Annotated in this window: 22 protein-coding genes and 2 pseudogenes; 7 read left to right on the plus strand and 17 right to left on the minus strand. The window is 40.2% G+C overall.

Annotated elements, in window-relative coordinates:
- The first annotated feature begins 124 nt into the window (after positions 1 to 124).
- From M3221_RS12970 to M3221_RS12980, 3 genes are all read left to right on the plus strand, one after another.
- Positions 125 to 1,066, plus strand: coding sequence for a magnesium transporter CorA family protein (locus tag M3221_RS12970; protein ID WP_251272177.1), 942 nt, complete (start codon positions 125 to 127; stop codon positions 1,064 to 1,066).
- Positions 1,067 to 1,188: 122 nt separating this feature from the next.
- Positions 1,189 to 2,169, plus strand: a complete 981-nt coding sequence (locus tag M3221_RS12975) for a cation diffusion facilitator family transporter (protein ID WP_251272178.1) — start codon at positions 1,189 to 1,191, stop codon at positions 2,167 to 2,169.
- A 287-nt stretch (positions 2,170 to 2,456) separates the two neighbouring features.
- Positions 2,457 to 2,624, plus strand: coding sequence for an aspartyl-phosphate phosphatase Spo0E family protein (locus M3221_RS12980; protein WP_251272179.1), 168 nt, complete (start codon positions 2,457 to 2,459; stop codon positions 2,622 to 2,624).
- Positions 2,625 to 2,882: 258 nt separating this feature from the next.
- Here the strand turns inward: M3221_RS12980 and M3221_RS12985 are convergent, their stop codons facing one another.
- The 6 genes and pseudogenes from M3221_RS12985 to M3221_RS13010 form a co-directional block, all read right to left on the minus strand.
- A complete protein-coding gene (locus tag M3221_RS12985; protein ID WP_251272180.1) occupies positions 2,883 to 3,224 on the minus strand; it encodes a hypothetical protein in 342 nt (113 codons plus the stop codon).
- Positions 3,225 to 3,228: 4 nt separating this feature from the next.
- Positions 3,229 to 3,497, minus strand: a pseudogene (gene rpsN, locus M3221_RS12990) (30S ribosomal protein S14).
- A 90-nt stretch (positions 3,498 to 3,587) separates the two neighbouring features.
- Complete coding sequence (locus tag M3221_RS12995; RefSeq protein WP_251272181.1) at positions 3,588 to 4,313, minus strand: CobW family GTP-binding protein; 726 nt, start codon at positions 4,311 to 4,313, stop codon at positions 3,588 to 3,590.
- A gap of 7 nt (positions 4,314 to 4,320) precedes the next feature.
- Entirely contained in the window at positions 4,321 to 5,679 is a 1,359-nt protein-coding gene (locus M3221_RS13000; protein WP_251272182.1) for an RNA-guided endonuclease TnpB family protein, read from the minus strand.
- 222 nt (positions 5,680 to 5,901) lie between these two features.
- Positions 5,902 to 6,423 (minus strand): annotated as a pseudogene (locus tag M3221_RS13005) (GTP-binding protein); the annotation flags it as partial.
- Positions 6,424 to 6,491: 68 nt separating this feature from the next.
- On the minus strand, positions 6,492 to 6,770 hold the full coding sequence (locus M3221_RS13010) for a hypothetical protein (RefSeq protein WP_251272183.1): 279 nt from the start codon (positions 6,768 to 6,770) through the stop codon (positions 6,492 to 6,494).
- A gap of 422 nt (positions 6,771 to 7,192) precedes the next feature.
- Between M3221_RS13010 and M3221_RS13015 the strand changes: the two genes are divergently transcribed.
- Positions 7,193 to 8,845, plus strand: coding sequence for an alkaline phosphatase (locus M3221_RS13015; protein ID WP_251272184.1), 1,653 nt, complete (start codon positions 7,193 to 7,195; stop codon positions 8,843 to 8,845).
- Positions 8,846 to 9,037: 192 nt separating this feature from the next.
- On the opposite strand, the gene M3221_RS13020 is transcribed toward M3221_RS13015, so the two are convergent.
- From M3221_RS13020 to M3221_RS13055, 8 genes are all read right to left on the minus strand, one after another.
- Positions 9,038 to 9,583, minus strand: coding sequence for a GTPase domain-containing protein (locus M3221_RS13020; protein ID WP_251272185.1), 546 nt, complete (start codon positions 9,581 to 9,583; stop codon positions 9,038 to 9,040).
- A 111-nt stretch (positions 9,584 to 9,694) separates the two neighbouring features.
- Positions 9,695 to 10,723, minus strand: coding sequence for a GTPase (locus tag M3221_RS13025; protein ID WP_251272186.1), 1,029 nt, complete (start codon positions 10,721 to 10,723; stop codon positions 9,695 to 9,697).
- A 191-nt stretch (positions 10,724 to 10,914) separates the two neighbouring features.
- Entirely contained in the window at positions 10,915 to 12,282 is a 1,368-nt protein-coding gene (locus M3221_RS13030) for an NCS2 family permease (protein WP_251272187.1), read from the minus strand.
- A 370-nt stretch (positions 12,283 to 12,652) separates the two neighbouring features.
- On the minus strand, positions 12,653 to 12,958 hold the full coding sequence (locus M3221_RS13035) for a DUF3221 domain-containing protein (RefSeq protein ID WP_285880448.1): 306 nt from the start codon (positions 12,956 to 12,958) through the stop codon (positions 12,653 to 12,655).
- A gap of 167 nt (positions 12,959 to 13,125) precedes the next feature.
- Positions 13,126 to 13,773 (minus strand): DUF3221 domain-containing protein, encoded by a 648-nt coding sequence (locus M3221_RS13040; protein ID WP_251272189.1) that lies wholly within the window; start codon positions 13,771 to 13,773, stop codon positions 13,126 to 13,128.
- Between the two features lie 165 nt (positions 13,774 to 13,938).
- The gene (locus M3221_RS13045; RefSeq protein WP_251272242.1) at positions 13,939 to 14,394 is read right to left on the minus strand and encodes an SRPBCC family protein; all 456 of its coding nucleotides are present in this window, start codon (positions 14,392 to 14,394) and stop codon (positions 13,939 to 13,941) included.
- 117 nt (positions 14,395 to 14,511) lie between these two features.
- Positions 14,512 to 14,946, minus strand: a complete 435-nt coding sequence (locus tag M3221_RS13050; protein WP_251272190.1) for an SMI1/KNR4 family protein — start codon at positions 14,944 to 14,946, stop codon at positions 14,512 to 14,514.
- A gap of 93 nt (positions 14,947 to 15,039) precedes the next feature.
- Entirely contained in the window at positions 15,040 to 15,210 is a 171-nt protein-coding gene (locus M3221_RS13055) for a hypothetical protein (RefSeq protein ID WP_251272191.1), read from the minus strand.
- Between the two features lie 278 nt (positions 15,211 to 15,488).
- On the opposite strand from M3221_RS13055, the gene tnpB reads away from it, so the two are divergent.
- Positions 15,489 to 16,703, plus strand: coding sequence for an IS200/IS605 family element RNA-guided endonuclease TnpB (gene tnpB / locus M3221_RS13060; protein WP_251272192.1), 1,215 nt, complete (start codon positions 15,489 to 15,491; stop codon positions 16,701 to 16,703).
- Here tnpB and M3221_RS13065 read toward each other — a convergent pair.
- Both M3221_RS13065 and M3221_RS13070 read right to left on the minus strand, forming a co-directional pair.
- Positions 16,700 to 16,903, minus strand: a complete 204-nt coding sequence (locus tag M3221_RS13065) for a hypothetical protein (RefSeq protein WP_251272193.1) — start codon at positions 16,901 to 16,903, stop codon at positions 16,700 to 16,702. The genes tnpB and M3221_RS13065 overlap by 4 nt on opposite strands.
- A gap of 302 nt (positions 16,904 to 17,205) precedes the next feature.
- Positions 17,206 to 18,150, minus strand: a complete 945-nt coding sequence (locus tag M3221_RS13070) for an EamA family transporter (RefSeq protein WP_251272194.1) — start codon at positions 18,148 to 18,150, stop codon at positions 17,206 to 17,208.
- 124 nt (positions 18,151 to 18,274) lie between these two features.
- On the opposite strand from M3221_RS13070, the gene M3221_RS13075 reads away from it, so the two are divergent.
- Positions 18,275 to 19,153, plus strand: coding sequence for an AraC family transcriptional regulator (locus M3221_RS13075; protein ID WP_251272243.1), 879 nt, complete (start codon positions 18,275 to 18,277; stop codon positions 19,151 to 19,153).
- 339 nt (positions 19,154 to 19,492) lie between these two features.
- Here M3221_RS13075 and M3221_RS13080 read toward each other — a convergent pair whose 3' ends face one another.
- Positions 19,493 to 19,957, minus strand: coding sequence for a hypothetical protein (locus tag M3221_RS13080; protein WP_251272195.1), 465 nt, complete (start codon positions 19,955 to 19,957; stop codon positions 19,493 to 19,495).
- A gap of 425 nt (positions 19,958 to 20,382) precedes the next feature.
- Between M3221_RS13080 and M3221_RS13085 the strand changes: the two genes are divergently transcribed.
- Positions 20,383 to 21,837, plus strand: coding sequence for an alkaline phosphatase PhoX (locus M3221_RS13085; RefSeq protein ID WP_251272196.1), 1,455 nt, complete (start codon positions 20,383 to 20,385; stop codon positions 21,835 to 21,837).
- Positions 21,838 to 21,970: the final 133 nt, after the last annotated feature.

Consider the following 21,970-nt stretch of genomic DNA (forward strand, 5'->3'; position numbering starts at 1 on the left):
TGCCTCCTTTGTCTTGAAATTTATGGTTCATATTATTGGCAGCAAATGGGGATACTGATTAGAAAATTCTATGACTTGCTGAAAATCCCTAATGGAAAAGGGCTTATTGAAAGGATTGATGAAAGTGGAGTATACTTTCCACTCTTCCCAATGGAAATGGTATGAACTTGATCTTCAAGATACTCATCTGTTCGAAAATGCAATAAAAGAATCACACGAGTATAAAAGATGGATCAAGCAGGTAGAGAAAAACGACAATAATTCGATCAATATGTACACTGGAACGCCTGGCAAAGAAAATGTATGGGGTTCTCTTATTTATCAGCAGGACATTGAAAAAAGAGAAGAAAATGCCACCTTTCACTTTTACTTAACAAGGAAGGAACTAGTCACTGCAAATTTTGATTTATCCCAATTAGATCATCATAACGCCAAAACCATGAAAGAAAAAATGCATCATTGTGAGTCGCCCATGGAAGGGTTTTTGGTCCTGCTTAGTGAAATCATTGCTGACTTTTTAAAAAAAATCGATAAGTTTGAAGTAAAATTGCACACTCTGCTTTGGGAAATAAAAGAGAACAATCGTACGAAAATCTTGGATAGAGCTGCTGCGGTCGATCATGAACTCCTCGTTTGGAAGAACCTACTCATCCCAATAGAAGAAACACAGATGGCTGTTGAAGAAGCATTTGGAGAACAAACGGCACAAGGAGCACAGTTTAAACGGGCTACATGTCGGATTGAACGGGCTAAAACACTTTTAGATGCGTATGAAGGTGAGATTAAATCAGTATTAAATCTCGAAAACCTGATATCCACTCACCGGGGGAACGAAATTACAAAGACACTAACCATTATGACAACTCTGTTTGCTCCTACTACAGCCCTTGGTGCAATCTGGGGAATGAACTTTAAGCATATGCCCGAGCTGGAATGGAAATTTGGTTACGCATTTGCGGGTACCTTAATCGTTTTTAGTACAGTGTTCCTTTATTTTTATTTGAAAAGCAAAGGCTGGATGGGCGACCTTTTAAACACGAAAAGTAAAAAATCCTTTTTTAAATAAAAGCATTTTTTAAAGGCAGCTGACCCGCTGTTTTTATCAGCTTTTGGCTAAAAAAACATGTTATTTCTTACTTGTGTAAGGGAAAAGAAAGGAGATTAGAAAAAGAGAAAGGAGTAAAAGGAATGAGAGAATCCTTCAAATTATTGAAGCTCGGCAGCAAATCCGCCCTTTGGGCCGCCATTGTAAATACCATTGTCGCGCTGATCAAGACCGTTGCTTACCTCATTACAGGAAACGTCGCGATGTTTGCTGAAATGATGCATAGTTTCGGGGATGCAGCCAACCAGCTTTTCGTTTTTATTGGATCGGCTTTAAGTAAAAAAGCGCCAACAGATCGTTTCCCGGCTGGTTTTGGACGCCTTGTCAATCTTGTACTGCTTGGCGCTGTACTCGTTGTTGGCGTCCTCGCCTATGAAACAATTGTCGAAGGCATTCACCATATTTCGGATGCGACTCATTCAGACGACTGGTTCTGGCTGAACATTGGCGTCTTAGGGGCAGCGGCCGTGCTTGAAGCAACGGTGCTGTATAAAGCCATGCAGGAAATTACGGAACATTTGCCGCGCGAAAAAGTAAAAGGATTAAAAGTCATACCGGAAAGCTATAAGCATGTTCGAGACGCGAAGCCTGCTACAAAGCTGGTTTTCTTAGAAGATAATGTGGCTGTCGGGGGTGCAGTGCTGGCGCTACTGGCGATCATCATTTCCACCTATACCCCGTTTCACAGCGCAACCGGTTATGCGTCTATCATTATCGGTGTCCTTCTTTTATTAGTAGTCGGACGCATCTTTTTAGACAATGCCGCTGGGGCGCTTGGTGTGGCGGATGTGAAAATGCAGGCCAAAATCGGCTCTAAAGTTTTCGCCCATCCTCAAGTAAGCGATATTCAAGATTTGGATGTCATTAAAGAAGGAGACAGCCTTCATGTTGAGCTTACACTCGAAGTAGATCCGAAAATGACGATCGAGCAAGCAGATGACATCAAAGATGATATTGAAAAGAAAATCAAAGAAAGCGTTGCGAATGTTACGGATGTTGTCATCGAGTTTGATGAAGATGATGGCGTCAACACTTGGGACAAGATCAAAAATGTAAAAGAATAACCACCCTCTAACAGGAAAAACTCTAAGCGAAAACATGATTTTCGCTTAAAGTTTTTTTCTTTTTCATCAAAATCAAAAAGGTTTTTTTGTGAGTATTGTAGAATTAAAGATTAAACAGATAGACAATAAAAGTGGCTACAAAGACGAAAGCTGAAACAGCTTCTTTTTTTGGAATATTTAATTAAAATCGCCAATAAGCCTTAAAATCGTTAGGTTCAAAAAGCGCTTTATTATCCCTTCGAATGAATGACTATCACCTCATCAAATGAAAAGGCTGGGAGAAAATCATGGAAACCCTCGAAGTAACCTACAACGATTTGCACTCTCAAATTGAAGAACTTCGCTCTTTAATGATTGACGCTGCCACGTTGCATGGAATCAGCAGTCTGGATACACTACGGTACAGTGAGGAGCTGGATAAACTGATTATGCAGGCACAGCTGCAAAATCCATAATGTCCTTTGCTTAGTTTCACTTCATTCAGAGAGAATCTTTAACTGTAATTATCTGTTTTCTGCCCCGTTTATCCTTTTTACAATCCCATAGGCACAATTATAACCGCTATTTTAACTCTTCTTTTATCTTCTCTTAGTCAATGGTCCATGACAGGTACCGATTGACAGTATTTTTTGGTTAGAAACGAAAAAGAAAGCCCCCTGCCTTTGCAGCTTAGGGCTTTCCGATGGACGGCAATCGCTTTATAGTATGAACAACTAAAGAGCCGTTTTATTTTTCGTTTCTTCTTTTTTTCGCCGGGTGGCACATGTGCAGTCCATCCATTTCGCTTTGCTTAATCTTGTGTGCAGCTGATTATCCAGCTCTTCCTCAATTTCCCTCATTCTTTTTAAGATTTCACCATATGAACAGCCAAAATGAGCTGCGGCCTGTTTGTGTGGAGCATGCTCTATTAAAAGAGATATAAAATGCTCCGAAGTTGCGGCCCGCTGTGCAAGTGTGTCCTCCATCGTTATAATATACTCGTACAGCTCTCTCTTTTCTTCCGGCAGGGATCTAACAAGTCCTTTTAGCAGCATGCCAGCCAGTGATTCGTTCATCGGCTTACCAGCTGGCCTTTTTAACGCCTGGAATTTGGCCTTTATGGGCATATTCCCGAAATGCAATACGGGACATTTTAAATTTCCGCAAATATCCACGCGGACGCCCTGTTACTTCACATCTGCTTTTCAGCCGTGTCGGAGAAGAATCTCTTGGCAGTTTGCGAAGTGCTTCATAGTCACCGTTTTCTTTTAGCTCCCGGCGCAGCTCCGCATATTTTGCGACCATTTCCTGTCTTTTTTCTCTTTTACCACTTTTGATTTTTTAGCCATTTCTTAACACTCCACTCTTATATCGTAATCATTACGTTTTAAATATTGAATAATGTCCTTGTATACTAAACGTGCTTAAAGCTTTCCTAATTAGTCAGCTGAAAAAGCTGGAATAGGATCTCGAAATTGAGTCCATTCCGACGTTTCCTCTTCTTCAGAAAGCAGACAAGCGTCCAGAGAAGCCATTACTTCCTCTTTCTTCATATTCACTCCGATCAAAACCATTTCAATCATGCGGTCCCCATATACAGAATCCCAATCTTGAAGCAGTCCAGGCTCTTCAGTCAAAAGGGCTTGTTTTTCGGATTCTGGATACGCATCCACCCACTTTCCGGCCCCTTGAATCATAATAGAAGGCCCTGCCTGGGATAATAAACCGGTCGTGTCGTTCCGGCTGGCAAGCCAGAAAAATCCTTTCGCCCGTATAATATCTTCCGGCCAGTTTTCGAGCCAGCTCATAAAACGTTCTGGATGAAAAGGACGACGCCGACGGTAAACGAACGATGAGATACCAAGACTTTCTGTTTCTGGCGTATGCTCTTCATTTAACTCTTTTATCCAGCTAGCAGACTGGCTCATCTGGTCAAAGTCAAAACGCTTTGTATGTAAAACCGCCGTAAGTGGAACCTGGCTAAAAACTGTTTTGATAATCTGGGCTTCGGGATTGAGCTTTGTCAGTACCGCTCCTAATTCTTCCACACATTGTTCATTCAGCAAATCGGTTTTATTCAATAAGATGACATTAGCGAAGTGAACCTCTCCACCTAAATCAAAGATTTTGATGGAGCATCCCTTATCTTGAATACGGTACAACATCAGCTGGTTAAGCTTCCTGCGGAAGCCCGAGTGCATGATGAAGACTAATGAACGAAGACAAGGTCTGGGATGTCCTTATTGCCAGATCAGGAACTTTTGCCTGAAGAGACAACCATTTCGTTTCCGAAATGGATTTTTGAAAGGCCCGAATGAAGTAGCGGGCGCCGATATTATACGAAGCGGATAAATCCGCGTGATAGACTTTGCCAGTTGAAAATACAGCAAGGTCTTTTTTGAGGTTCCGTTTCACTTTTCCGGAGCCGTCGAACGCCAGGGCGCTGGTGTTTCGCGGATTGATCCGGGAAATGCGCATGCCCAGGCAATGCGCCATTTCTTCCACCTTGTTCTGGATGCCTATTTTCCGCCACCCGTTAAGCTTGAAACGAAGTTTCCTGGCTCCATAAAACCCCTTTGGGGTTTTCATTCTGCCCAAGTATTCGAATATGATGACGTCACAGCCATGCTTTGCCGCAAATTTTACAATTTCATGGCTAGTGTGGCGGACAATATGCTGCTGGTACCCATTGATCTGCCGCCAAAAATTGGGTGCGTGAATGCGGCCGCTTGCCCGCTGGGCTTTCCGCAGTTTGTTCGTTAACGTCTGCAGCCGGTCTTTTTCTTTAGGCTGGTCAATAAATGTCCGGCCTAAGACAGTGCCTGTTGCATCGATAACGGAACAAACCGCAGAGTTTGTCAGTCCAAGGTCTACCGCACACACTTTTTGTTCTTGAATAGGCGTTTTCGTTAAAGTAACTTTATTTTCGTAGCTGATGGAAAGGAAGAATTTCTTTCCCCGCTTAATCAGCTTAGGATTGTTCTCTTTCCATTCCCAGACACCTCTTTTATAAAGGTCCTGCTCTTTAAATTCGATATCCATCCATACCCAGTCATTCTGATGGAATACCTTTATTTGCGCGGTCGTATTAGATGTTCTATTGAACATGTTTCCGCGATAAAAAACGGGGAATTCTTTATGTTCCAACTGCAGACGCGGAGACTGTTTCTTAAATTTCTTCCCTTCGGAAAGAGCGTACTTCTGCTCTTTTTCCCAGTTTTGATAGTTAGAGCGGAAGCTCTTTACTTTGCCAAAAGCAGAAGCAATGGCACTTCTGCGGAAGTAAGACGGAAACTTATAAAAACGCTCGTTAAATTCTTTGTATTTTGGAAGAGGGTTTGATTTAGTTGCGTGAATCAGTTTTTCTACTGCCGGCACAATCGACTTTGTTGTCAGGCCGTTGGTATGATCAAACTCTTTGTCGATAATCTGGATGATGAAGAACAGGGCCTCATTGTGAATATCCAGCGTAGCATTGAAGATTTCCGTCTGATTTGTAATTTTGTGCAGCAGCGACTTCACAACTTTCACGACCAAACCCTCCTTTCCATTTTTTAGTCCTTATGATAGGTTGATCGTACCAAAATGGAAATCACTTGTAAAATGAAAACAGAATCGGCATGAGTGATGATAAGTAAGAAGCGACAAGCGATGTCATAAAAAATACATAAAAGAATAAGAAGAATCAAGACCTTAGCGCCTAACCCCCACTAAATCGGAGATTTTGAAGGGGAATGCGGCGCTAATTTTTTGTTCAATTTGATCAATCAACAGATCCACTACCTCCCGGGTATCTATTTCATCTGTTCCCTGACTGCGATCTACGAGTGTTTCTCCTGATGAAAAATCCTGCCAAAAACGGTTGCCGTCTACAACGGTGACCAGCGTATCAAGACGGGTTTTTTGCGTTAAATTAATCCCCAATTCTTCATCGATGTATGTAAATGTCTGTGCAACTGGCACTGGCTCGCTGATGCCTGATGACTCGATTACAATATAATCAATATCGCCCTGGTCTACGAGCCTTTCTACTTCCTTCATTAAGTCGTCGCGCAGCGTGCAGCAAATACAGCCATTTTGCATTTCAACCAGTTTTTCCTCTGTCCGTGTAAACCCGCCATGCTTTAAAAGTGCTGCATCGATGTTTATTTCACTCATGTCATTTACAATAACCGCTATCTTTAAGCCTTCACGATTTTGCAGGATATGATTAAGCAGTGTGGTTTTCCCTGAGCCTAAGTAGCCGCTTAAAACGGTAACAGGAACTTTCTTTATGTGAATCTCCATTAAAAATAGTAATCATTACGATTTAAAATATAAACATTTTTCTTATGCTTTAGTGATTATAAGCTTTGTATAATTCGTTCTGCTGCCTGGCGCGCACCTGAAGTATTTCTTGCGATCGTTCCTGCTTCCAATTCCGCCAAAGCGCCGGTCACATATAACCCCGTGCACAAATACAAGATCGAAATAAACTCTGTACACCTTTTCCAGTTTTGAAGCGGTTTTTGATGTGGATCAACAATGGCCAATTCCCTGATAGAGGCCTTTTTTTCCTTTAGCAGGAAAGAAGCCATCGTTACGCTTTGAATGCCTCCCCCTATGATAATCCACTTGAACATACTTCTCCCCCTTTTTTAAATCGAAATTATTACGATTTATTTATCATACATTAATCCTTTCTTCTAATCAAATGCCAAAGCTTTTTATACAGGTTTTTGCTTTTGATGCACAGCTGTCTGTATGGATTTCCATTTGTTTTTGTACCTTTTTTCGCATAAAAAAAACGAAAAAATGCACATTAAGGACAGAAATTTGAATCGTTCTTCCCTTTTCTTATTTTGTCTTCAACATAATTTCAATATAATTTTAAGTAATATAAACGAAGAGGCCTGTTTCAAGTTCCTTTTTTCTTAATTTAAACGCGCCCTGTAAAAATTTAAACAGCTTCACAATATTCCAACAGTATCTTTACATTACTGTTTTATTTTCTTAATAAAACTTCTTTATTCTTAGCTGTATCAAGTTACTCGGAGGGATTACGTTGAAGAAGTTACACAAAAAAGCTGCAGGAATTACATTGGCGGGAGCTGTCGCGCTTTCTTCGTTAGGTTTTTCTGCTGCTAAGGAAGATGTACAGGCGAAAAACCCGAAAAAAGAGCCGGTTAATGTCATTATGATGGTAATGGATGGGACAAGCTCCAGCACGACTACCCTTTCAAGATGGTACAAGGGCGGAAATCTGGCTATGGATCAAATGCTGGCTGGTGGTGTTCGTACATACTCCGCTGAATCGGCGATTACAGACTCCGCACCGGCCGGAACTGCGCTTGCAACAGGCAACAAATCAAATGATAAATATGTAGGCGTCCTGCCTTCTGTCGTAAATTCACCTGGATTAGAGCCCGTTAAACCGGAAGATGCTCAAAAGCCTGTAGCCAATGTGTTAGAAGGAGCAAAGCTGCAAGGAAAAGCAACAGGTATCATTGCTACTTCTGAAATTCAACATGCCACACCAGCAGGCTTCTCTGCTCACGCTACGCACCGCAACAACTATGGTGACATCGCTGAGCAGCAGGTGTATCAAGGCATTGATGTTGTATTAGGCGGAGGAAAAGAGTCTCTTGCTCCGGGCTCAACGAAAAATGCCCGAACTGATGGCGAAAACCTGTTAGAAGTTTTGGACGAGAAAAAATATGATTTCGTCGAAAACCGCGATGAACTTCTGGCTTCTGATTCCGACAAAATTTGGGGAAGCTTTGCCACAAGTGCCCTTGCTTATGACTTTGACCGCGAAAGCACTCAGCCAAGCCAGCCAACGTTAGCGGAAATGACAGGAAAAGCGATTGACACGTTAAACAAAGACGAAGATGGATTCTTCTTGTTTGTAGAAGGAAGCAAGGTTGACTGGGCAGCTCATGCCAACGATCCAATCGGAATGATTAGTGACACACTTGCTTTTGACGATGCCGTAAAAGAAGCGGTTGAGTTTGCAAAGAAAGATGGAAACACAATGGTTATCGCTCTTACTGACCACGGCAACAGCGGTATCTCAATTGGGAATACAAATACAAATTCTTCTTACCCTTCAACGCCGGTTTCTTCTTACATCGACCCGTTGAAAAAAGCAAAGATGACGGTTGAAGGTGCTCTCAGCCTGCTGAAAGAAGATAAATCGAATTTGAAGGAAGTAGCCGCTCTTTACGGCCTTGAAGACCTGACAGATGAAGAACTAAAAACGCTTACTGCTTCCAAAAATATTGGTTCTGATATGTCAAAAATGCTCGCTAAACGTGCAAACCTTGGCTTTACAACCGGCGGCCATACAGGTGAAGATGTTTTCTTGTACTCATACGGCCCATCAAGACCAACTGGATTAGTTGAAAACACAGATATTGCGAAAAAGATGGCAGAAGTTATGAACTTCGATCTTGAGAAAGTGTCCGATAAACTGTACACGAATGCCGAGAAAGCATTGGCGAAAAAAGGCTATACATCCCGTATTGATGTAACAAATCCGAACAATCCTGTTTTAGTAGCGAAAAAAGGCGACAAAACCGTTGAGTTCCCAGTGAATAAAAATATTGTGATTCAAAAATTAGGGAAGTCAACTGAACAAAAAGAAGTGAACGCTGTTACAGTGTACAATGGAAAAGACTTCTATATTTCCGAACAAGCACTGAAATTAGTAAAATAAAGGTTTCCATTCTGCGAATTTAAAAAGCCGGGGCTATGCCCCGGCTTTTTTATGTGAGTTATAAACGGCTGACAGAAAGAATTTTGCCTTCATTCAGCTGCCTCTTTTAACACTTTAATCAGAGCCGCCCAGTCCAAATCTGCCCAGCTTTTTCAATCTCCTTCGCCTAATGCTGTTTCATTAGTCAAATGGTTATATGTTTAATAAGGATTGAAGCTCAGTGATTCCCTCGCCAAGACGGTTGCTGACAAAAATCAAAGAAACATGATATCTTTTTAGTTTAAATTTCTCGTTAAATTCCTGCTCAAGGCTTTTTCTGTCTTCCTCGGTTAGATCTTCCGCATACCCTCTAACCAGTACAACGGTGGACGTGCACTTGCTTTTATCCATAATCAGCCGGAACATGTCTTCATCGCTTTGATGAATCTTCCCTCTTATCACAAATACAATCGCGTCAACATTCTGGAAAGGAAAATACTCACGGTAGCTTCGCAGCGGATGGGCTTTTGTATCGTAGCCCGGTGTATCAATAAAGTACGTTCCATTGTATAGATGATACCATACAGGCTCCCGGCCGCTGCTCCAATCGGTTGTATCCGTTCCCTGTCCAATGTTCGGTTTCGGTTCACACTTTCCATTTGTCAGCTTCAGCAGAAGAGAAGATTTGCCGGCACCCGGCTGGCCAATAAACGCAATCTTCCTGCTCTCTGCTTCTTCTAACAATGCCGCAAGCTTCAAAAAATTCTCTTCCAGCCTGCTTTTTCTCCAATAAGGAGCAGTATCGTAAACAGAAGAATTATAAGAAGTGTTCTTTTTGTCCCGCTTAAATGGATTTTTCACCATAGTCCGTTACTGCAGCTCTTTCTTTAATACCTCAGTCGCCAGCTCATGACAGTCATCCAAGTAATGAATGCCCGCTTTATATGTCATTGCGTATCCGGCTGACGCCGCGATCACCTGGCCGACGATCGGAACATATTTAGATGAATTTTTAAGTGCCGTCTTGGTGGCAAATCGTTTTAATAGAAGAGACAGCCCTTCTTTTGTCGCGTAGTCCAGCACTTTTTTAGCGACTGGAAGCAGTGCGCCTTCTAATAAAGCAAGTTTGGCGTCATTTAATCCATATGCTTTATTAATTTGAGAGAATAGCTTCAACATGACAGAAAGGTCAACGCTGATATCGACGCCTGGCACTGGGTTAATCCCGTTTGCTGCTGCGATTGCTGCATATTTCGTCACCAGCTTTTTGCATTCTTCTCTTTTTTGCTCTAGATGCTCTACTGTATACGCTTTCGCATAGCGGATATACTTTTCTTTCTTCGCGGGCTCAAGAGATTCCTGAATAGCATCCTGCAAAGAATCAAAACCAGTAGAAGTTCGGCAGCTTGTAAAGTATACGTTTTGCTTCGACCCTACCTGCTTTTCTACATCATCAATAATATCTTGCTTCAATTCTTCCAGCGTTTTTCCGTCTTCCCACAGCTGATCGCTCATGTTGCGGACAAACAAGCACACTTTCCCGCTTTCCTGCAGCTCTTTAAAAAAGCGCGTATCCGCTTCATGGAATTTTCCGGAGAACACACAGAGGAACAAATCAAATTCCTTTGGATTAAACTGGTTCATCCATTCATTTGGCGGGAACTTGCTTGTCCCATAGCCCGGCAGATCCACTAGCAGCAGGCCTTCATACGGAATAAAATCAGCTTCTGTTGTCACATCAGTAGACGCTCCCGTTTCGGCTACCCGTTCACCGACCAGCTTATTAATAATTGAGGATTTACCTGCTCCCGGCTGGCCAAACAGGGCAATTTTCAGCGGCTCGCTGTTTTCTTCCTCTATTTGTTTTTTAATTTTTTCAATATCATCATAAATCGACATGTCCTTCACCTCATATGTATCGTTAAGCAATATTCTATCATACATTGCATCTGTCATAATAAAAGATCAATAAAAAGCTTTACGCTAAAGGCACCCTTTTTTTCTCACTTAGAAAAAGCCGGGTCTCTAAAACGTAAAGCTTGTCGCTAGCATACTATTTCATTTCATTTTCAAATCTAGTTCACTCTGCCTTAATGGCCGATCAGCACAAAATTAATAATAAAGGCGGCACTCACCATGTACATCATCCAATGAACTTCTTTCGTTCGGCCTGTCACAAGCTTTAGTACAGTGTAAGAAACAAAGCCGAATGCCAGTCCTTCTGCAATGCTGTATGTTAAAGGCATTAAAATCAACGTTAAGAAAGCCGGAACAGATTCTGTGAAATCATCAAAGTTGATTTTTTTGATTTCGCTCAGCATCATTGAGCCGATAATAATCAACACAGCTGCTGTTGCCGCATTTGGGATAAAGTGAATAAGCGGAGCCAAAAACAGTGTAAAACCAAATAAAACAGCTGCTGTTACGGCCTTTAGTCCCGTTTTCCCGCCTTCTACAATGCCCGTGGCATTTTCAACATACGTATTTAGAGCAGTGCTTCCAAAGACAGCACTGGCCATCGTTCCAATGGAATCTGCCGTTAAAGCGCGGTTTAAGCCGGGTACTTTTCCGTTTTCGTCAGCCAGTCCCGCTTTTTTTGTTAAGCCGATCAAAGTCGCCAGCGTATCAAACAGCTCCACAATGGTAAAAGAAAACACAACCGAAAAAAGGCCGTACGCAATTGCCCCTTTTAAATCAAGCTGCAGGAACGTATCCGAAATGCTGGGCGGCGTTAATGAAAAGACGTCATTCCATTTGTGTGGAATCTCCTGAGCTCCCACCAGCATGGCTAAAACCGTTGTAGCGAAAATGCTGATAATCAATGCTCCTTTTATCCGCTTCGCCATTAACACGGCACACAATACGAGTCCGAACAAAGCCAGCAGCGGGCCTGGCTGGGAAAGATCGCCCAGGGAGACAAATGTGGACTCATTCGCCACAACTAATCCAGCATTTTTAAATCCAACAAAGGCAATAAACAATCCAATACCTGCCGTAATTGCCGCTTTTAAACCTTCTGGAATTGCAATAATAATTTTTTCACGAATACCTGTAACCGTCAGCAGAAAAAAGACAATACCTGAAATAAAAACAGCTCCCAGCGCTGTTTGCCAGGATAGCCCCTGCCCCAACACAACCGAATAAGTAAAAAAGGCATTGAGTCCCATGCCCGGCCCTAAAACAATTGGAAAGTTTGCCCATAGACCCATGAGGAGTGTAGCAAACATAACCGCATAAATGGTTGCTCCCAGTGCAGCTTCTACCGGCATACCTGCATCTCCTAAAATAATAGGATTGATCAGGATAATATAGCTGACGGTCATGAATGTCGTCAAACCGGCTAACATTTCTGTTTTTATGCTCGTATTGCGCTCGGACAATTTAAAAAACCTGTCTAAAAACAAATATAGTGAACGCGCAGGAGGCTTTTCCTGTTTTTTCGCGTTTAAGTTACTCATTTTTTTCAGCTCCTTCGTCGTTAGTCAAAAAAAAATAAGCTGCAAAAAATATGCCGACTAAGCATATCTTCTGTAGCTTGGAAATGCCGGTTTTGCTAGCGGGGTAATAAAGGTGAGGATTTCAATATGGGTCATTATACGGCTATAAGATTTATTTAACAAGGGAGCAGAAGCACTTTTTATAATTAAAAAATTAACATGCAGACGTTTGGTTTTGAACTTGTGCGTTTAATTCATCAGCTCCTGCGAAAAACGATAATTATTTTAACGGAACTTTAAATCCTTCTTTCCCACTTGTTCAATTAAAAAAGCCGTTTCCCTGGTTAGAGAATCGACTTTGAGAAAATTTTTCCATTAGGCTCCTCTGGAGCTAATGAGCTTTTATCATAAGCAGCGTATCTTTAACTTGTGCTGGTGCAGATTCTAAGGTATATCCGGTCCAATACACCTTTACCTTCTGCCCTTTTTGGAAGTTTGTATCAAAAGTCCTATTAATCAAGGGGATATCATAATACGTTCCCTGTGATTGAATATCCTTATCTTCTAAAGCAGCTATAATTTCTTTTTCTGTTTTCTCTTCCACGTCAGTATCACTCATTGGAATGACCAAAACCCTGGAACCCTCTGCTGATAAAACATATCCCTCGCTCACTCTTTGATCAAAAAACCAAATCATCAAAATAATAAAAAGTAAGGCAGCTGCTCCAACAACTGCTTTTTTTCACTTACTCTCCCCTTTTTGTCTTTTTTCCATATTCGCTGCCGTTCAGTTATCCATATTTATTATTCATCTTTTTCTCATAAAGAAAACAGGACATCCATAACGTCTTGCTTTCATTTAATCTATTCTTCCAGCACGTCAATTTTAACCGCTGTTCCTTGTGCAGGATCAGAAAACATTAAATCAGCATCATAGGTAACTTGTACTTTTTGACCCGTTTTTAATGCAGCTGCTTTAGTTTGATCGATAGCTTTTATATCAAATATAATGCCGCTCTTTTTATCATCTGGCTTCGAAGTCACCCAGAGGGTCGCGGCATCTTTACTTTGAACGTATCCAGTAAACGTAGAGACATCCTTATTTGATGTAGTTTCTTCTGATTTCCGTATCACTTCAACTTTTTCCGCTGATAGTGTGAGAATGGCAGGCTCGTTATGGGGTTTAGAATTATCCCACCAGACCTTCACTTCATCACCTTTTTTTATTCCATCAAAGATATTTTTTTCAGTTACAAACCAAATGACATTCTCAGATTCTGTGCTTTTAACAATCTCTTTATAGCTTGTATTTAAGGCATCCTTCTGCGTAATACCTTTTACCACTAATAGCTTTTCTCTTCCATTATTCTCAGTTTCTTTTGCTATAGCATAACCTTGAAACTCTTCTAATGATTGTGTATCCGTATCGGTTGAACTGGCATCTTTTTCACCTAAACAACCTGCCAGTATCGAGAAAACAACCACTATAGTAATAAACCATTTGCTTTTCAAGTTTCAGCCCTCCTTTTTCTAGTGTTAAACCATATAATCCACAACTCAAAAGGAATATGTTTACAATGGATATGGTAACACTTCAAGCAAAAAAGGACCATTTGTTTTTGTTTGGTCCTTTGCTTTTTTCCTTATTAAACTAAAGCACCCACTGATTGAATAAGGTTAATCCACATTTTCAGCAATCCTTTTCAGTGCCTTTGCCCGAGAAACAATAAAAGCTCTCATATACTTTTCCAAAAACAACTTATCGGCTGCAACGCCAATTAGACCGAATGGTGACTTATACTGGAATTTATCTATCATGAGGGTTCCGTCTGCTTTTTCGAAAAATTCATGAGTATGAACAAAGGAATGAAAAGCTCCCTTGACCATAATGTCTACAAACTTATGGGGTTTTTCCATTTCTATTATCCTTGCTGTCAGCCTCTGTTTAATGCCGAAGTGGATGGCTTCCCAAGTGACACAGTCTCCATTTTCTAATAATCCCTCTGTTACTCCACTAATAGCCCTTTGCTTTGTTTTAGAGGTCGTTTGAGTATGGATATCTACGTTCCTTGCAAGGTCAAAACATACTTTAATAGATGCTTTAATAAATTGGTGATGCTCGATAATAGGCATTTTAAGTTTCCCTTCTACAAGCATTTATTAATACCCCAGCTACAATTTGTTCAGTCAATCTTAACTGCTTCTTATTCAGTTAATCTGTCCGGTTAATTGAAGAACAAACCCTTTTGTTTAAACAGAAATTTCACCAGTAATCCAGCCTTTAACAAAGTCTTCTAACGAAGAAGCAACCTCTATCCGGCTGTCATCTTCATGATTCCATACATATATATCGTCTTTTTGAATATTCTCGTTTAATATTGCAAAACAGAATAAATCACCGTTCCCTGCACCAGAGAAAAATAATAAATGATCAAATGGCATGTAAATATCTTTATAATCCTCAAAACCTCTAAAAAACAAGTTATCTTCTACTATTTGTCCGGTTGACCAAATTAGAGGATAGCCATGTTCATCAAACGCTCCATTCGTTTCGTTGAATAGTTTTATTAAATTTAAAGGCAACTCAACATTTAATTTTTCTTTCACCAGGGTCATTTCGGAATTGGATGCTGGAGCTGTGAAATAATAATTCTTCGATATTGTCTCAATGTAATTTTTCCACATTATTGAATTACATTCCTTTATAAAATGATCTAATTACTTTTGTTTTTTTTTTTTTGCTAAACTGGGCTGTTATTTAAAAAACGTGCGAGCATTTCAAATCATGGTGTACTTGAAATTTGGACCTTCTTCTCTTTTTTTAATCATTACGTTTTTATCCAGCCCATTACATACGGCAAAATAGCTCTCGTTCAAGTGAAAACCAATACCTGCTACATAATAGTTCGCTGTATTTGTTTCACTTCTTTCTATTATTTGAATCCCCATCACCTTTTTGCCTACAATGAAATTCCATTCTTCTAACTTATTCTTTTCCCAATGAAGCTTTAAATCTGATCCATACCAGGAAGGACCTTGGGAAACGAGGATTTGATCAAACGTAACAGCAAATTCATCTGTTTTATCATTTCCGGCGAGAACACTCCCACTTCAAGCTTGCTAAGTGGGGGATGAATCGCTGCTCTTTCAGTTATTCTTTTTCCTTGAACGCACTATTGCTAAAATGGTATAATTAGGTACAGAACAAACGTTCAGGGGTGGAGAAAATGATGAAAACCAAAACAGATGAAACAAAGAACCTTCATTTTAAAGCCTTTCGGTTTAAAATCCATCCAAGTGACGAGCAAAAACAACTGATTAACCAAACGATCGGCTGCTGCCGGTTTGTCTACAATTATATATTAAATGAAAACATCAAGAGTTTCGAAAAAACAAAAAAACGGTATACAGAAACAGCTGCCAAAAAGCTTCTCCCTGGGCTAAAACAAACATTTAAATGGTTGTCTGGTCCTGACAGTATTGCTCTTCAGGCAAGCATCGAATATCAGTACGAAGGATTTAAAAAATATAAGGATCAGCCGAAAAAAGAATTAAAAAAACGAGCCGCAAAAAAATGTGCAGAAGGCTATACGCCAACGGCGTATGATTTCAAAGGCCATCCAACATTCAAAAGTAAGAAAAACCCGATTCAGAGCTATACGACCAAAATGACAAACAACAATATTAAAATGATAGACAACTACATTCAGCTGCCGAAACTCGGCTGGATTCGTTTTTCAAAGTCCCGAAACATTGAAGGTGATATTAAGCGTGTCACCGTGCGCCGCAGCAGTACCGGCCGGTATTCTATTTCGGTTATTTGCGAGATGCCTTATTCCCCGTACAAACCAAGCACCAACGATGCCGTTGGCATTGATCTGGGGTTAAAAGAGTTTGCCGTGTTCTCCAACGGTAAATCCATTGCCAACCCGAAATACTATCAAAAATACGAAAAGCGGTTAGCCTTTCTTCAACGTGCGTTTGCACGTAAAAAAGAAGGTTCGAAATCGTGGAAAAAAAATAAAGCCCAGATTGCTAAACTGCACGAAAAAATCAAACACACAAGAGAAGATTTTCTTCACAAGCTGACGACCAGGCTCGTTCATGAAAACCAAGTGATCGCAGTAGAAAATTTGTCCGTGAAGAATCTTGTCCAAAACAAAAAACTAAGCAAGGGGATTCACGATGCGTCATGGTCGAGGTTCAACGAAATGCTCGCTTACAAAGCGAAGTGGTACGGACGGACGATCATAAAAGTCGATCCGCTCTTCCCATCAAGCCAGCTCTGCTCAAGGTGCGGGCATCAGCATAAGGATGTGAAAAATCTCGCTGTCCGGGTGTGGGAATGTCCATCCTGTGGCGTACGTCACGACCGGGATCTGAATGCGAGCCTGAATATTAAAAAAGAAGCTCTTCGGCTTCTTTCACTTCAGTCTAGTTAAGCTTGGTCATAAAACCGTTGGAATACGGGGTTAGCCTGATTACTGGGGGTCGAAGATCCCCTTGCCCAGGAATCCCCCACTTCAATCGTCAGGTAAGTGGGTGGTAGTTCAAATGCACATAATTCTAATTGGCTATCTTTAAAACCAATGATCACAGGGCAATCATTAAACCATTCGTCTTCATCTTGTTCCCAAACCACCCACACCTCTTTTATGTGTTTACCGATAAGATTTATAAGTTTCGTTCCGTGGTCTTCTATGATATTGAACGGATTCGTATACATTTTGGGGTGATAATTAACATAAAGGGTTCTCCCTTCATCGTTGAATATTGATATCCTCTAGTTTAACAGAAAATAAGTAACAGTCTTTCATACTCCTTCCCTGTAAGCCGGTTATCGAAAAACCTTTTTTCGATTAACTGTTGCTCATCCAGAGAATAGGCTGTTTATTATATGGGCGAACTACTGCGTAACTTACTTGTATTTTGATTAGAACGAAATTATCTAAACCTAAGAAGCTTTTTAATCTTTAACGGATGGGCAGCTTTTGAGGAAGAATCCTTATTCAAAGCCAATAGAACAACCATTCCAATAATACAAACTGCACCCATCCATTGGAAAACTCCAAAGGGTTCTTTTAGCCAAAAGACTGTTGTTAGGACAGCCGCCAGCGGTTCTATGCTGCCAAAAAGGCTTGATTCTTTAGGCGACAGACTTTGTAAACTTTCGATATAAAACCAAAAAGCAATCATTGTACCAAATACAATAACGAAGACTAAGTATATATAGGCCTCCAATGTTAAGCTTTTAAAATCCATTTGCAAAGGTGAATGGATGAAACTTAATGCAAAACCGCCAATCACCATAGCCCAGCCAACAACGACAAGAGAATCGTATTGCTTCAGTAGAGGAACGGCATATAACGTATAAAAGGCTAATGTAATTCCAGATAAAACACCCCAAACCACTGCAAGTATCGGTACAGATAATTGAGAGATTGAGCCGTTGGTTAATAAGAAAAAGCAGCCAGCTAAAGCAAGCGAAACGGTTATGAAATCCTTTCTTGTAAAAACGGATTGTTTGCGTAAGATTAAATAAATGATAATCATGACAGGTGCTAAGTATTGCAATAGTGTTGCGACAGCCGCGTTCCCATGGTTGATGGATGCCATATACGTGTATTGAACCGCAAGCATACCCATTAATCCAAAGATAATCAGTGGAACAGCAGTCCTTTTCTTTTTCCATACACCAAGTATTTGAGAAGAGTCTTTCCCAAAAAATTGAACGGTCAGAAGTAAAAAACCTGCTATAAGTAATCGGATCGTTACAAGCCAATTTATATCAATGGCGTATTGATGAAAAAGTTTTTGTGCAACGGTGCCTCCAATACCCCAAAAAGTCGCTCCCGTAATAACGAGAAATAACCCTTTTCTTCTATTCATGTTCGGTTCCCCACCCTCAACTATAAAAATAATATTATAATATTGTCATAATAAGTGAAGAATCCCTTAAATAATACTTAAATCGAATGTAAAAATATAAATATATTGAGGTAGTTATATGCAAATAAAAGATTTTAGAATTGACCAAAATTTAAAGGAACTAACAGAACATCGTACGGTTGTATTGCCGATTGCCTGTTATGAAACCACGATTAGCCAAAATATTAATGGATATATACCTCTTCATTGGCATGATGAAATTCAATTTGTTTTGATTATAAAAGGAGAAGCCATCTTTCAAATAAATGAGGAAAAGGTAGTGGTTCCTGAAGGCAAAGGGATATTTATAAATAGCGGCCGCCTGCACATGGCAGAAGAAAAAAATGCTTCTGGTTGTGTTTATATTTGTTTAAATGTTTCTCCGCATTTTGTTTTATCACAAGAACTTTATTCTTCCTATATAAGCCCTTATATCCATGCGACTAATTTATCTTACTTATACCTAGATACAAAGGAACCTTGGGAGAAAAACATTGTAGATACCATTATAAAAATCAATCAATTGATTCAACAAAAGCCACCATTCTATGAAATCGAAATCACCATACAGCTAACGTTCATTTGGAGAAATTTAATCGCTAATGGCTTCCAATTAGAGTACGAACAGACAGAAATGTTGAAAAATCATCGGTTGAAGCAAATGTTAAATTGGATACATCTACATTACGCTGAGAAAATCATGTTAGACGATATTGCAAAAGCCGGCCAATTGAGCCGCTCGGAATGCTGTCGATATTTCAAGCGAATGTTAAACAAAACACCATTAAATTATGTAACAGATTACCGCATTCAAAAAAGCTTACTCCTGCTGCAACAGCCAGATTCCAATGTCACAGATGTTGCCTATCAAGTAGGATTCAATAGTACAAGCTATTTTATAGATAAGTTCCGGAAGTCCGTCAACATGACACCATTAGCATACAAAAAACTCAAAAATGGATAGCTTTATTAACATTATTTTTTGACGAATGGCTATTTTGTGCCCCCCCCCCCCTCGCTTCTCATGTCTTAAAATACTAACATTAAAGGATACTTCAGAGAGAATAGGCATTAATATGAGGAGGCTTTCCTGAAAATTTTCGGTCTTTTTCTTATTTAACGAATCTTTCCTATTAGATGAATAAGAAAATCAACAATATCATGATTCCTTTTTTAAGTCAGTTATCGAAAAGGCCTTTTACTCAACCGCTTCAATCTACTGTAAAAGAAGAATTGAGTAGAAAAGAGCCACATAATTACTAATGAAATAATCATGAGGCTTTTACAATTTACTTTTTTCATTTTAAAAAAAGAGAAATTTTAACCTTTCCGCGTGTTCTTTACTCAGCTCTCCGTAGCCCTCTTCTTCTTTTTTACTCTGAAGAGAGATACTTCCTTCTTCCATAAGGTAGACTTTGCACATGGATAACGGTTCCGGCATGTTCTCTTCATATGTATAGAAGAAGGTGGCTTCTACTGTTCTTTCGCCTTGAATATCCATCATGGTATTTGGTTCCCATTCGACTTTTTCAAAAGCTTCTCTTATCACATCAAAATCTTTTTCCTCCGTAATCTCAAATCCATTTTCTGTTTTTACATATAATTCTCGTACCTCTACTCTGGCAAGCTGGTTTAAATCAAATTTTTTTTGATCTTCAAGCGCGTGTCCAATTATAAAAAGTATAATTACGATCATAATAAAAGGAATAAGCTTCTCTTGTACTACACTATTTCCAAAACTTCCTATTAAAAAAAGAATAATAAGCATGACAATAAGATAAACCGATCGCTCTTTCAAAAAATTTCCCTCCCAAACCAAATTCCATAATGATACATTTTAGTTTATCACAGGAAAATCATGATTGTTGTTTAATCTCAATTTTAAATCCAACCGTTTTTGTCTTGGCTTAATCAACAGTAATGGTCAACTATGAACCTAGAACGCCAACACTAATTCAAACAGCTTTTTTAATGTAAAAATGAATTGCAAGGTTATTACTATGTCAGAAACAGATTCAGAAGAAACTAAACAACCTGAGGCCACTAGAAGTGAAACTAGACTGCTTCATTTCTTTTGTGCATTTCTTAACTGATTTTTTACCGGGCTTTTACAAAACCCGGGTTTCTCCTTAATAATTTCCGTTTAATCTATTACTAGATTTAAAAAATTATTGGTGAGGGGACACGTACTTTATGACTAATCAAACATCTAATAATGACTTGAACAGAAGAAAGTTCTTAAAAGCGGGAGGAATGGGCGCACTTGCTCTTACCCTTGGATCGACTGGAGTATTATCACTCGGTTCAAAAGTATTTGCGGATACAGCTACTAATCCAACCAATAATCCAACCAGCGGCTTTGGTGGGTATGGCCCTTTAGTTCCGGATCCAAATGGTATTCTTGATCTTCCAGAGGGTTTTCATTACAAAATTATTTCCCAAGAGGGCGGTCAGCTGACAAACGGCGGAAAAATCCCTGGAGCCTTTGATGGAATGGCTGCTTTTGAAGGACCTAATAATACAACTATTCTTGTTCGCAATCATGAATTAGGAACAAGTGCGGACAATCCGGTGGTTGGAATCAACCCTTTTGATCCAGCCGCTAAAGGTGGTACAACAGCTCTTGTTGTTGGTCAAAATCGAGAAGTCATCAAAGAATATGTAAGCTCTTCAGGAACAATTCGAAATTGTGCAGGAGGAGCGACACCTTGGAATACGTGGCTGACTTGTGAAGAAACACGTACCGCGACACACGGATATGTATTCGAAGTGGACCCGCAGCAGCCGGAGAACGAAATGTCCAAAACTCCAATCAAGGATATGGGACGCTTTTCCCACGAAGCCTGCGCAATCGACCCAGCGACAGGATATGTATATTTAACTGAAGATGCTAGCCCAAGTTACTTGTACCGTTTTATTCCAAATGACACGAGCCAAAAACCAGGTGCGTTACAAAAAGGCGGAAAGCTTTATGCAGCAGCAATTGAAGCAGTAACTGACCCAGCAGCAAGCACATTTAAAACAGGACAAACATTTAAAATTGTTTGGAAGGAGCTGGATCCTCACTTATGCCGTGAGGACGCTAAGGCACAAAAATGCATTGAATTCAGTAGACTAGAGGGAGCGTTCTTCCAAGAGGGTGTTTTCTGGTTCGATGACACCTCTGCTGGGGACAAAAAGCTTGGACGCGTTTATCGTTATGTTCCTCACACTAATACATTAGAGCTTTTCTATGAGGGAAATGATGCACGAGAAATGGAATATCCGGATAATATTTGCTGTACTCCTTGGGGCGACCTTTGGTATGCAGAAGATGGTTCTGGGCAAGATCGCATTATGGGAATTACCCCAGAAGGCAAAGTTTATCCTTTTGCCGCCAACCGCCTAAGTGACTCTGAATTATGTGGTCCAACCTTCTCGCCAGATGGAAACACACTTTTTGTCAATATTCAAAGCCCAGGAAAAACTATTGCAATCTGGGGACCTTTCCAACGCAGAAACGCTGCGCGCGCAAGAGAAATGTCCTTTGCTGCTCCTGCAAATCTTGCACCACAAGTTTCAGAAAAAGTGGCTAAGGCTGCTGAGGCGCAAGGTATGTCCATTCTAGAAGCGGCAGCATTTGAGCGCCACGGAGTAAAAATGATTTAAACTGTTTTACAGGATACCCCTGAAAAGATGTAAGCCAACACTTTGTATGGTTTATATCTTTTCTTTTTATTAATTTCATATAAAAGTAATTGGCTGGGAGAGTTTCTTAGGACCTCCCAGCCCTCTTTTTATG

This window comes from Domibacillus indicus (assembly GCF_023715895.1).
Lineage (GTDB): Bacteria > Bacillota > Bacilli > Bacillales > Domibacillaceae > Domibacillus > Domibacillus indicus_A.